15 protein-coding genes are annotated in these 12352 nt (G+C 34.9%); 6 read left to right on the top strand and 9 right to left on the bottom strand.

The window, feature by feature from the left end:
* Nucleotides 1-36 precede the first annotated feature (36 nt).
* A complete protein-coding gene (locus tag FFR48_RS29315; RefSeq protein ID WP_236104018.1) occupies nucleotides 37-276 on the top strand; it encodes a hypothetical protein in 240 nt (79 codons plus the stop codon).
* Nucleotides 277-302: 26 nt separating this feature from the next.
* Here the strand turns inward: FFR48_RS29315 and FFR48_RS07010 are convergent, their stop codons facing one another.
* The 4 genes from FFR48_RS07010 to thyX all read right to left on the bottom strand — a co-directional run bounded on the left by FFR48_RS07010 (nucleotide 303) and on the right by thyX (nucleotide 2663).
* Entirely contained in the window at nucleotides 303-512 is a 210-nt protein-coding gene (locus FFR48_RS07010) for a hypothetical protein (protein WP_137666845.1), read from the bottom strand.
* 23 nt (nucleotides 513-535) lie between these two features.
* Entirely contained in the window at nucleotides 536-730 is a 195-nt protein-coding gene (locus FFR48_RS07005) for an AAA domain-containing protein (RefSeq protein WP_137666844.1), read from the bottom strand.
* Nucleotides 702-1685 carry a serine/threonine protein kinase gene (locus FFR48_RS07000; protein ID WP_137666843.1) on the bottom strand — a complete coding sequence of 328 codons (984 nt, stop codon included), beginning with the start codon at nucleotides 1683-1685 and terminating at the stop codon, nucleotides 702-704. The genes FFR48_RS07005 and FFR48_RS07000 overlap by 29 nt, the downstream gene beginning before the upstream one ends.
* Nucleotides 1686-1940: 255 nt before the next feature.
* Nucleotides 1941-2663: an FAD-dependent thymidylate synthase gene (gene thyX / locus FFR48_RS06995; protein WP_137666842.1), complete on the bottom strand. Its 723-nt coding sequence runs from the start codon at nucleotides 2661-2663 to the stop codon at nucleotides 1941-1943.
* Nucleotides 2664-2849: 186 nt separating this feature from the next.
* Between thyX and FFR48_RS06990 the strand changes: the two genes are divergently transcribed.
* Both FFR48_RS06990 and FFR48_RS06985 read left to right on the top strand, forming a co-directional pair.
* Entirely contained in the window at nucleotides 2850-3065 is a 216-nt protein-coding gene (locus FFR48_RS06990; RefSeq protein WP_137666841.1) for a CAB/ELIP/HLIP family chlorophyll-binding protein, read from the top strand.
* A 140-nt stretch (nucleotides 3066-3205) separates the two neighbouring features.
* Nucleotides 3206-3787 carry a thioredoxin family protein gene (locus tag FFR48_RS06985; protein WP_137666849.1) on the top strand — a complete coding sequence of 194 codons (582 nt, stop codon included), beginning with the start codon at nucleotides 3206-3208 and terminating at the stop codon, nucleotides 3785-3787.
* 112 nt (nucleotides 3788-3899) lie between these two features.
* Here the strand turns inward: FFR48_RS06985 and FFR48_RS06980 are convergent, their stop codons facing one another.
* Complete coding sequence (locus FFR48_RS06980) at nucleotides 3900-4661, bottom strand: carbonic anhydrase (protein ID WP_236104017.1); 762 nt, start codon at nucleotides 4659-4661, stop codon at nucleotides 3900-3902.
* A gap of 68 nt (nucleotides 4662-4729) precedes the next feature.
* Here FFR48_RS06980 and FFR48_RS06975 point away from each other — a divergent pair, with 68 nt between their 5' ends.
* The gene (locus FFR48_RS06975; RefSeq protein ID WP_137666840.1) at nucleotides 4730-5473 is read left to right on the top strand and encodes a 16S rRNA (uracil(1498)-N(3))-methyltransferase; all 744 of its coding nucleotides are present in this window, start codon (nucleotides 4730-4732) and stop codon (nucleotides 5471-5473) included.
* A gap of 635 nt (nucleotides 5474-6108) precedes the next feature.
* Here FFR48_RS06975 and FFR48_RS06970 read toward each other — a convergent pair.
* A complete protein-coding gene (locus FFR48_RS06970; RefSeq protein ID WP_096571556.1) occupies nucleotides 6109-6462 on the bottom strand; it encodes a hypothetical protein in 354 nt (117 codons plus the stop codon).
* 407 nt (nucleotides 6463-6869) lie between these two features.
* On the opposite strand from FFR48_RS06970, the gene FFR48_RS06965 reads away from it, so the two are divergent.
* A complete protein-coding gene (locus FFR48_RS06965; protein WP_137666839.1) occupies nucleotides 6870-7478 on the top strand; it encodes an esterase/lipase family protein in 609 nt (202 codons plus the stop codon).
* Between the two features lie 102 nt (nucleotides 7479-7580).
* Here the strand turns inward: FFR48_RS06965 and FFR48_RS06960 are convergent, their stop codons facing one another.
* Nucleotides 7581-8009 (bottom strand): VOC family protein, encoded by a 429-nt coding sequence (locus FFR48_RS06960; RefSeq protein ID WP_137666838.1) that lies wholly within the window; start codon nucleotides 8007-8009, stop codon nucleotides 7581-7583.
* A 272-nt stretch (nucleotides 8010-8281) separates the two neighbouring features.
* On the opposite strand from FFR48_RS06960, the gene FFR48_RS06955 reads away from it, so the two are divergent.
* Nucleotides 8282-8425, top strand: coding sequence for a hypothetical protein (locus FFR48_RS06955; RefSeq protein ID WP_236104016.1), 144 nt, complete (start codon nucleotides 8282-8284; stop codon nucleotides 8423-8425).
* A gap of 9 nt (nucleotides 8426-8434) precedes the next feature.
* On the opposite strand, the gene FFR48_RS06950 is transcribed toward FFR48_RS06955, so the two are convergent.
* The gene (locus FFR48_RS06950; protein ID WP_236104015.1) at nucleotides 8435-9079 is read right to left on the bottom strand and encodes a hypothetical protein; all 645 of its coding nucleotides are present in this window, start codon (nucleotides 9077-9079) and stop codon (nucleotides 8435-8437) included.
* Nucleotides 9080-9201: 122 nt separating this feature from the next.
* Nucleotides 9202-12339: an HsdM family class I SAM-dependent methyltransferase gene (locus FFR48_RS06945; protein ID WP_137666836.1), complete on the bottom strand. Its 3138-nt coding sequence runs from the start codon at nucleotides 12337-12339 to the stop codon at nucleotides 9202-9204.
* Nucleotides 12340-12352: the final 13 nt, after the last annotated feature.

The raw sequence follows: 12352 nt of genomic DNA, 5'->3' as shown, positions 1-12352 counted from the left end.
ATACCCCTAGCGCGTTTTGGGTACATATGTATATAATTGGTAATATTTTTCATCTTTGGTAGAACCACGGTATATTTTCCATTTACCGTTCTACCATTTTTCCGTTATATATTTCGGACAGGTCTAAAGTATTTTTTGAATATTCAAGATAATCCTAGTGAAGATTGGTTTGCTCAAAATGCGTCTCCAGAAATTGTTAAAAAAGTTTTTGATTATTTATCGGAAGAAGATAAAAGTTCAGTTATAGAAGAATTAATTAACAATTTAAACTCTTAATCAACAAGATATTTGAAACAAATCATTTAAGGGTTGCCAAAAATCTTTTCAATTAATTGATGAATTTTTTGGGAATTAATACTACCATAAGGACTGTCATTGGTATAATCGTCTTCACTGAATATTAAAACCCCATTTTTACCAACACCTTCTTCATCATAAGGTAATATATCATTTTTTCTATACCAATTTTTCTTTTTTTCCCACTTATAACTATATTCAGGATTGTTTAACATTCCAAGATGTTCCCAATAATAGGTTACTCCTCCTTCTTAACTTCATCTGCAAAGGGTGGGAGTTGTCTAGGATCTCCGACTAAAATTCCACGTTTGGCTTTTGAGATAGGAACAAGAGCTTCTGTTACTGTTGCTTTTGAGGCTTCATCTATAATGCACAAATCAAAATCAACATCTTTATATTCTTTTCTAGCGATTCCAATACAAGTTGCAGTCATCCAGAATAATTTGACGAACCTCTTGTAAAGAATTTACTTGCAGAATATGTTGAGCTTTCTGTGACCAATCTTTATTGGCAAAATCAACATAACAAGTTTCTTTCTTGCGTGTATCTGGAGTTTCTTTTTGCTTCTGAGCAACTTTCAAATCTGCCAAAAGGATTTCCGCCGTATCTGGTCTATCTTCTGGATTAAAAGAAACACAGCTTTCAATAATTTCTTTTATTTCTTCTGGAACTTGAAGTTGATTAAGAGATTTAGAAATATCATCATAATCTGCTAATTCTACATCTGTTAGGCAATAAAGAACTAATACTCCGAAACTATAAACATCTCTCTTATAGTCATATATTCCCCCTGTATGTTCATTGGGTTTAGGTGTATAAGGTTCACATCTTCCAGATGCTAAAACAGTACGACTAGGTTCGAGATATTTCTTAAACTTAGATATGCCAAAGTCAGCAAGTTTAATTTTGCTATGACTACTAATGAGAATATTACTAGGTTTAATATCACGGTGAACAATTTGGCGACGGTGAGCAAAATCCAGAGCTTCTAGTATAGGTAAAGCTATATCATGCCAAAAATCATCCCAACCTTTATCTTTATAAGAATTTTCTTGTAAATACTCAGATAAATTTTTTTCCATCCACTCAAGGACAAGAAACTCATGACCGGTTTCTTCATCTTTGCCATCATCAATAAGTTTAACAATATGGTCGTGTTCTAATTCATTCAGTGATTGTTTTTCACGTTTATATGATTCAGCTAAAATTTCTTGATCTAAATTACGATTTTCAAAAAACTTAAATGCCACTTCTTCGTCAGACTCTAGATCACGCGCTTTATAAACATTAGCCATTCCTCCTTTTTTGGCATCATCTTTTAACCAGTATCTTTCGTTAATTATACGACGAGGTTTAGACTGCGATTTACTTGTGTTTTTTCGTTGCATAGATTCTCTAAATCCTTACTTAATTAATTTTTGATTCAATTTTTGATAAATAACATCTAACCACACTGGAATAACAGCCTTACCTTGATCAAGGTGTGCGATCGCTATTTTACTGTCGAATTATAATATAGAACGTGAACAATAACAATTTTACAAAGTCTAAAATTACTGCGAAATAATTATACCTTGCTATAGTTAATCATTAATCAGATCCCCGACTTCTTCAAGAAGTCGGGGATCTATCCATCTTTGATTTTAAGGTGCTAATCTGCCTTTACCCAAGCGAGATTTTTTGTACCATTCAGCTATTGCAGGAATCCATTCTTCAAAATGAGGCCACATTAATTCACATAACTTTTGAATTTCTAGTTGAGCATCTTTCTTATTTCTTAAGTCAGCAAAATGTAAGAAAGACCTGACATTAAAACTCACAACAAAATGCTGACGATAATCAAAAGGCATTTTACCTCTGATATGTTCCTCAGACATTCCTGCTTCAAAGTCAATTTTGTATTGTTTTGCAGCTTCTAAACACCATTGTAAGTCTGCTGCTCTTTTTTCTGGTGAATAATAATATTTTTTACCTTGTCTATCTGTGTAATAGCCCACAGGACGTAAGTAGAAAACATCTTCTATGTCTTTTTTACCTTCTACCACTTCAATAAACTGGTTGCCAGTATACCGAAAAGATTGCACATCAAATGATATACCTACCCTGTGTGTGCGTGCTTGCTGCATGACGCTATGAGGAAAGTAACCACAGTTAAACATTATTTGCGGATGTTCTAATGGTCCGTAATGTCCTCTTTCTCCTGCTAGGAGTTGCTTGACGATAATTTCACCACATTTGGACTCGGTAGGCCATTTGTCTCGCTGATCATATACAAACCCGTCTGTATAGTCTTGGTGCATCGCAGCATAAATGACTTGTTGGGGGTTTGGTGTTTTGGCAATAACTTCTACTCTAAATTTATCCATAACTACTCAAAATTAAGGTTTTTAATAAAGATAGCAATTAACCAGTTAGCAAGTTGATTGATGAGAAGGTAGAGAAATCAAACTCTCTGGATGATCATACATATATCCCAGATATTCAGATACTTTACAAAAATTAATTTATCTGTTACAGTTCTTAATATAGAGAAAAGTTAAGGAGATAACATAATGGCTACAAACGGTTCTATGATTGACGATCAAGGCAAAATGAATAACTTTGCAGTTGAACCTAAAGTATATGTAGACGAACAAGGCGATCGCACAGGTTTTACACCTTATGCAGAATTACTCAATGGTCGTTTAGCTATGATTGGTTTCATTTCTCTGATAGCCTTAGAAGTATTCACAGGACACGGTGTTATCGGAATTTTAAAAAGCCTGTAGAAAATAATTAAAATCTGCTTACATAACAGCTTACATAACAATTGATAAACTAGAGAGACGGGAAAATTCTCGTCTTTTTAATTTGGGAATGTGGGCAAAAAATTTATGGTATGTTGTTAGCATTAAGCAAAGGGGAATCTATGGTTTTAACTGCTTCAACAATGTTACCTCTAGGTACTAAAGCACCAGAATTTCATCTACCAGAAGTAGTATCTGGAGAAAATATTTCACTGGCTAATTTTGCAGATAAAAAAGCATTATTAGTGATGTTTATTTGTCGGCATTGTCCATTTGTGAAGCATATCCAAACAGAATTAGCCAATTTAGGAAAAGATTACTTTAATAGTAATTTGGGAATAGTTGCTATTAGTGCTAACGATGCTCAAAACTACCCAAATGATGCACCTGAATCCTTAAAAGAAATGTCCACAGAGTTGGGATTTAAATTTCCCTTTTGCTACGACGAAACCCAGGAAACAGCACAAGCTTACACAGCAGCTTGTACACCTGATTTTTTCCTATTTGATCAAGAAAGAAAATTAGTTTATCGCGGACAATTAGATGATAGCCGTCCTAGTAATAATAAACCAGTAACAGGTGCAGATTTACGCGCAGCAATTGAAGCCGTTTTAGTTGATCAAGCTGTCACCAGTGAACAAATTCCTAGTGTGGGTTGCAATATTAAATGGAAACCAGGGAACGAACCTAATTACTTTGGTTAAGGAAATTTTAATCATCTCCAGATTATTCACACATTCTGATTTCTGAACAGGTGGGAATTTCCCGCCTGACTCCTGAATTATTAACCCTAAAAATCCACAAATAATAACTAACCTATGAGGGGTGAAATTCTATTTTTCTACCATTGATTGGTTGTACTGGACGAGCATTTACTTGATATAATTTTTGGAAAGCTGCAATTTGTTCTTCAGAAATTTGAGTTGTTTCTGTTAGTACATTCCATTTGACATTTTCGCTGCATGGTGGTGTAGTTAGTGAACCGATATAACTGAAAAAATCTTTATTTTTAGGTAGTAAATTGGCAGCGTTAATCGTATAATTTTCAATGTCATTGATTTTTCCCACTGCGGGAATATGCTGCCAAATCTGATCAATTAAGGGATTAGCTGAACCTTGATTCATCATCACTCCCACAACTGCTAATTGGTTTTTAACATTGCGGTGTACCAAGTGCATTTCCAGAGCAGATGCTTTATTATTAATAGTATGTTCGCTAGGTGTATGAAAATGAAACTGGATGAGTTCATATTCCTCATCGTTAATTTTCATAGTGCTACCTGGGTTGTAATTGATTTGGACAGTATGACCATTATTAACAACTAATAAAGGTGTGGGTTGATAGTTAAACTCTATTTTAATAGGAGTTCCTTCTATTGCATGATTTATATTGATGGGAGATTGATTTTTTCCTAGTTCACAAAGCGCAAACTCAGAACTGATTTCTCCCCAATGAGTAGGATTTGCTGCACCTGCATAACTCCAGTCTGGTGTATTTTCCTCAGCTATGACTGGTGTAGGAAATACAGCCATTAATCCTATTAAAAATACTACAATTACTATAATATTTACAAACAAAAGGTTTTTTATTTTCCAGCTTAGTTTCATTCTACTAAAATCTATACCTCAACAAAATATAATTCAAAATGCAAAGGATCACAATTCAAATTTCCCAAATTCAAGAGACAAAAATTTTATTAACACCCCAACAACAACATTATTTATTGCGAGTTTTGCGATTACAAGATGGAGATAAATTTATCGCAATGGATGGTATGGGTAAATGGTGGTTAACCCATTTAAAAGGAGAAACAGGAGAGATTTTAGAATTACTGGAAGTGAAAACAGAGTTACCTGTATCTATAACTTTGATGGTAGCTTTACCAAAAGGAAATGGTTTTGATGATGTTGTCCGTTGTTGTACTGAGTTAGGTGTAACTTGTATTGTACCAGTTTTGAGCGATCGCACCCTCATCAACCCCAGTCCCCAAAAATTAGAACGTTGGCGACGCATAGCTGCTGAAGCAGCGGAACAGTCAGAGCGTGCTTTTGTCCCTACCATTTTAGAACCTGTAGCTTTTAGCACCGCTGTAAATGCAAGTGCAGCAAATCAGCGTTATAAGCGTTATATTTGTGAAGCGCGGGGAAATTATCCACATTTAACAAAAGTGCTAAATAACCTCTCTGGTGAAATTGTAGGTGAAAATATAGGTGAAAATATAGGTGAAATTGTCATTGCCACAGGACCAGAAGGAGGATGGACAGATAAGGAAATTGAAATGGCTATAAAAGCAAAATTTCAGCCTGTTTCCCTGGGTTGTCGTATTCTCCGCGCTGTCACTGCCCCAATTGTAGCATTATCCTTGATTACGGCTGCTTGTGAGGCATAAACCGCAATACTTTGTGATAATTATTCAGAAGTGAATGTAATTTGCCGAATGTGGGTATAAATGATATATCTCACGCACCAAGATAAAGATAGCGCTGTTTGTGTCTTTACTTCTAGAACACCGATTCATTAATCGTCAGGGCGAAGCATTCGGGTGATAACCTATCGCTAAAACCATTGATATTCTGTCCGAATGCTTCGCCCCTACAAGGTAAAAACAGATTACCTAGCATTACTGAATCGACGCTCTAGGCGTGAGAAATTCATTTAAGTTTATATAAAGTCATGTTGGAAGAAGTTATCGCCGCCTTTGAACGTAAAGACTATCAAACCGCCGTTACATTAATTAAATCATATTCAATTATTTAGGAGGGAAAATACTAATTGGGATGCAGCTTTTCAGTTGTACAGTGGCATTGTGTTTCTGAAAAACTGGTCAAGTAATTGATAAATCGGTAAGTTGGAGATTTTGGATTAAAGGTAGGATTTGTCTTTGTGTTTGTAGTAAGGGCTTCAGCCCTGATTTTGAGGACTAAAGTCCTCACTACGAGCAATATATTCTATATTAAACAAGTTAATTAATCCAAAATCCAAAATCCAAAATCCAAAATCCAAAATCCAAAATCCAAAATTGATTTATCCAGGTACTTTCACTTGACCTGCCATATCCAGAAAACTACTCATGTTCGCACCTGGACGACGACGACCACCAGAAGATGGAGTAATTAAATATTTAGTTGCAAAATTTGTTTCAGTTGCTACTGCGGGTTTTGCGGGTTCTGCTTTTGCTGCTTGAGCGGGTTCTGCTTTGGGGGTTGGTGCTTGAGCGGGTTCTGCTTTTACTACTGCTGCTGGTGCTACGGGTGCTGCTGCTGGTGTAGTTTCTCCAACTTCTTCTTTTAGTTCCAAGTAGTATTCATCTTTTTTGCCAAATAACCCACCGATGAAGCCAAGAATACCACCGATTAAATTTTTGATAAATCCAAACATGACAATTTCTCCTGTTTTTAAATTTTTGTCATATCACCATAATTGTAAATTATTTCAAAATAATTTTACATTTTGTTGCCATAATCATTGCGGTAATAAGCAGTAATAACTTTAGGGATTTTTACTAAATCGCCTTGTAGTCATTCTATAGGCCAATTGTTATGACTTCATTACAACTATTAGCGACTGATGAAGACCAGCGAAATCATTATTAAATCTTACCGTATCTATAAGCAAGATTCTGAGATATTCCTTAACAAAATTTAACAACATTGGTTAATTGCAAAAACTGTCATAGCCTCTGGGTTGATAGCTCTGATACTTGGTTATATTTTCTACAGAAATAACTCAAATCTGATTTGATGAATACTGACAATTTTTTACAAACCTATTTCAAAAGTATTACTATGAATGATAAAGCAAACAAGCGTAATCCTGTTTTATTGGTACACGGAATTAATGATACTGGGGCGGTTTTCAACAAAATGGCGCGTTACCTGGGAAAGCAAGGTATGGTAGTTTGTACACTTGATTTAATTCCTAATAACGGTTCTGAGCTTTTAGATAATTTAGCACAGCAAGTAGCAGATTATGTAAACATGAACTTTGCACCAGAACAACCATTAGATATAGTGGGTTTTAGTATGGGGGGAATAGTCAGCCGTTATTATATTCAAAGATTGGGAGGAATAGAAAAGGTAAAGAGGTTTATTACCATTTCCTCACCCCATCGGGGAACAAATATTGCATATTTAACTTGGTTAAAGGGTGCTTTACAAATGCAACCTAATAGTGATTTTTTAAATGATTTAAATTCTGATGTAGAAATGTTGAATAAGTTAAATTTTACATCTATTTGGACACCTTATGATTTAATGATTTTACCTGCGGAAAGTTCAAGAATATCTGTTGGTAAAGAAGTTATTTTACCCGTTGCCCTGCATCCTTGGATGTTAACAGATAAAAGGACTTTTAAAGTAGTAGCAGCAGCATTAGATGAACCAATTAATTATTAGTTATTAGTCATTAGTCATTAGTTATTAGTCATTGGGCATTGGGCATTGGGTTATTCATCCTCCCAGTCACCAGTCACCAGTCACCAGTCACCAAATTACCAATTACCTATCACCAATTTCTGTATATTCAGAACTACCAAAAATTGCTTCTGGATAACGATAGTATTTAAATTCCATTAAGTTATAAAAAGGATCTTCTAAAAAGAAAGTGTGATGTTCTAGAGGAGACCCAAGAAAACGGTTTTTGGGTTCTTCTCGAAAATTCAGTTGTTTAATTTTGGCTGTTTCTAGTAATTGTTGCCAGTCTTTTTCTTGGGTGAAAATTAAACCGAAATGTCGGGGATAAATGCCTTTTTGAGGTGTTAAAGGTTCTTTGGTGATGTGGGCAACTAATTGATGTCCGTAAAGGTTGAGAATTAAAGCGTGGGGGTTTTCTCTTCCGGGGATGCAGCCTAAACCGTCGACATAAAAGGCTTTGGTTTGGGGGATGTTGGTGACAGGGAAGGCGAGGTGAAATATGATTTTGTTCATGGTGGGGGTTGAGTGCGAAATTATTTGACCACTTGACAAATTAATGTCCACAAAAATATTAACTCCTAAACCCTTACACAGTAAGGGTTTTGTCATTTTAACCTATATTTAGCCCCTTCAACATTAATTGACAAAAGAACTGTCCGAATTTAGATATTTGACAAATTAATTGTCCTATATTGAAAATCCCCATTTTTCCAACTTTTGCCAGACTTGACAAATTAATTGTCCTCCGATACAGTACAATACAACTATGTTTGTAAAAGACATATATGCTGGAAATACAAGATGATCAACCCAATGATAACGAGGTTTATCGAGTTCTACAACCTATTATCGAAGCACAAGAGCAAAAAGCCAATGTTAGAAGTCGTGGTTGGCGTGGTTCTAGATTATCACTGAAAACTCGTGACTAGGTTTTAAATTTATTCAACTGAAGATATACTATTAGTAGGCGTAGCAATTATTTTGAATAGTAAATGGTGACATCTAAAATCAATCGGATATGATTTTTCTGGAGGAACTATTCGCTGGTGATCCGAGGTTTTGTGATCACGATCTGGAAAATCTGGATGATCATTTAATGTACATGGTACTTTTTTTGCAATATTGGTAAAAGCTTTGTCAGGATCACCAGAAAAAAGATAACCCAGCATTCCTCCTTCATAAGAAAAGGGTGCATACAGGCAAGTTACAAAATTGTCATTTATCTCTTTTACATATTCACCAACTGCGCCATCTGTTTTCAAAACTTTAGCTTCTAAAGGCCATATAATCCTTCTATTAGCCCTAAGAATAAATGCAATGTCATACTCTTTTGGTTGTGCTGGTGCAACTTGACGAGTTTCCCTTTCATAAGAACCATGTTGAACATAATATGGCTCATCCCCTGTCATAACGCTGTGAATTTCTGGCTCAAGCAGTTGAGTAATATCTCTTTCAATATCATCTTCAGCTTGACTACAATCAATTTCTGAGAGTACCTCCTTTAGTAATAAATCATATCCTTTCCATACGAAAGTAAGTATATTGATTGATGCTGTTTCACACCAATCCTTAGAAATTGCCATGAATTCATCTGTCTCTGGCCATCTTAATTCTGAAATTGTCTGCCGTCTTCTAACCAAAATTTAACTCCTGTACTACTAATATTTTGTGTTTGAATTTAGTTCATTTGATATATATCTAATATCTAAGTCATAATATCTGCGGCTACTTCATCAGCATCTCTTAAAGCCATAGAGCGAGTCCAATAACGAATTTTGTCAGGTTTGATTAAATAAATAGTAGGAATTTTTACTCCATTCAATTCTACTGAATCATAAATTTTGGCAACACGCTGATAAAAGATGTCACCATTTTCTATACTTCCTGTTTTCAAATATGATTTATTTAATTTCTCCAATATTTCTATTAAATTAGGGGAGTCAATAGGTTCAATATGTACACCATAACAATCAGGTCTATTCAGATAAATTGCGACTAAGCGAACAGGAAAAATATTGTTATTTTGTTCCTGAAAAATGGTGGCGCAAACTTGTTTATCTTGTCCAAATCCTGCTTTAAGAACTCGCAAGAAATACTCACAATATGCAGTAAGTTCAGGTTCAGTATTATTCTGAGATTGACTATTATCTACACGGTGAGTTATTTTGCGTCCTGGAGAAGCACCATCTCCTTTAAAGTCTGGTAGAGTGTAGTTGAATAAATCATTAATTAGCACCCATTCACTATCTTTGAATTCAAAAGCTTGTCGTATACGCTCATCTATATCATCAATTGTTTTTATGTTCTGCAAATCTCCTACTGATAATTCAGGTATTGGGACACGCAGTAAATCATTTACATTAACTTCTGGGATATAAGAGGCAAAACGACCACTAGAAAGTAGTAGATAATAGACAGCTAACTTACTATTGTATGCTAGACAAGCAGCATTCAATTGTGAAATATAACTTTCAGGAATATGTATGCTCACATAACTTTCAGAGCAAATAATTCCTTGATTTGTATTATCAGGACTAATTATTACTGAACGGAATCTACCACTTTTTTTCTGCCAACTGAGCTTTAAAATCATTTGTGGCAGTTGAAACGCAGATAGACTACTCAATCCTGTACCAGAGTCAATGTATGGATCATCATTTATAGGAAGTTTTTGAGCATTTAGGTAGATAAAACTTTGGTTAATAAATTTGGTTGATTTCAAAATTCGTTTATTTATTAGATTGTTTTCCAATTTTTTCCTATCACCTTTTGGCACACCTTGACGAGTTTTAGCAATACCATTAGATTTAAGTTTTTCAAGACTTGATTCTTGATTTAATCTTCTGACTAAGGATAAATCACGTCTCCCTCCCCACATTAAAGCTGTCCAAACTAATGGATTTGATATCGCCTCTTGGGGGTAAATTACATTAATATCGTATGGTTCAATTACTATATGATAGTCATCTTGATTAGGCATTACTGGCTTGGGACAAATGTATGTCAAAGGTTCACCATCAGGAGGTGTAATTGACATTGTGATAATACAAGCTGGAGAAATAGCATCTTTGAAAAGTCCAAAACGTAATGCAGATAAATTAACTATCTCTTCAATCTTGAACTCTGAAAAGAGAGTGTTACGGAAGCTCTTAGCAGGTTTATTTTGATTAAAAATCAAAGCCATTGCAGGTTGCATCATTGCTACTTGTCCACCAGGTTTGGTTAAAGCAGCAGCTTTTGGTAAAAAGAAAAGAGCAATATTACCATAAGAGGTATTCCATTGGCGATTTTCTGGTCTATTCTTCCAAGAATCTATATATAGAGATTCTTTTATAGTATTTTTACCCCAAGGTGCATTACCTACGACTAAATCATATTTACCAGCATCCTGAACAGAACGAAAACCTTCTTTATCTTCTTGAAAAAAATCAGCAGCAATTAATTGACGTTCACGTAATCTAGGAAAGCGAAACTCATTCTCCCAATAATATTGAGGTTCAACTTTATCTAGCATGGTTAAATACAGACTAAAAGATGCCACTCTTACAGCTTGAGCATCTACATCAACACCAAATAAATTGTTTTGTAGTAAATTTTTTAAATCACTTGGTTGAATTATTTTTCGATGAGCTTTTTCCCATCTATAAATTAAACGTTGGAATGCTTTAACTATAAAAATTCCTGAACCACAAGCAGGATCAAGAATCTTCATATCCCATTCTTCACTATCCCAAGGTAAAACACCATCTAGTACAAAATCAACTATATGTTCTGGTGTGTAATGAACTCCTGTGCCAGATTCTTTACTGACAAATTCTTCATATATACTGCTAATAAAATCTAAAGGTATAACATCAAAATGATAGTATGGCCATAGGCTTACTTGTCCAGTTTTCATGTGTACATTACCACTGACAAAATAAGCAAGTATATTTAGGTGATCTTCTTTAACTTTTTGTTCTTCTGTTTGCCATTCAATTTCTCTTTCTTCTGGAGTATTTCCTTTACCTGGGAATAAATCACCATTAAACTTTCTATTAAGCCAACGAAAAAATTTATAAGTATCTCTATGATTTCTTAATATGCCAGCTAAATGAGAGTATTTAGCCGATAATTCTCCAATTTGATATAAATAATCTAGTAAATTTGTGTTTAAAGTGGGATTACCTTTAGATTCTTGACGATCAAAAAGGAATTGAATGAAAATAATTCTTGCTAATAAATCATGAATAGTATCATCATCAAGTTCATTTTGTTGAAGTCTTTCACGTACACTTTTTAGATTTTTCAATAACATTTGGTCAGCAGCTTGACTACGTTGAAATCGCTGACTATGTTCTTGGAAAAATTGACCGGATACTAGATCAGCCCAGTGTAAACGCAAAGTTTCAGCAGCTTGATCGGAAAGAGATAACTGATTAAATGACTCAATTTCCTGTTTAGAAACATTAACTACAGGCTTGATAATATCATCTTCTTTTGGAGGCTCTTCATAGCACGTCCAAATTCTTAATCGGTTAGGTTCTGTTGTAATGAGTGACGGTGTACGAGAAAAACTCCAAGCAAGTCTATAAGTTTTCTTTAATGTTTCCTCTGATACTTCTCCTGGAAAATCGCACACTAAAGCAATGGGTGTTTCTGTTGAATCCCCTTGAGAATTTGCCGCCAGCACTCCTATTTGCACACCATGACCATCTGAAAGTTTGCTGATAGTTCTACCTAATTTTTCTCTAGCGATTCGTGCATAAACACTTGGACCAGCACCAGATGGCTCCAAAATTTCTTTTGGAGTCGGCCAGTGAAGCTTTTGATGTGCTAGTTCAAGTAGTCCAGACTGTGACATTGTGTGATTTAAG

Source organism: Sphaerospermopsis reniformis (genome assembly GCF_005402885.1).
GTDB classification, from domain to species: domain Bacteria; phylum Cyanobacteriota; class Cyanobacteriia; order Cyanobacteriales; family Nostocaceae; genus Sphaerospermopsis; species Sphaerospermopsis kisseleviana.
This window is presented reverse-complemented; position numbering and strand designations above follow the sequence as displayed.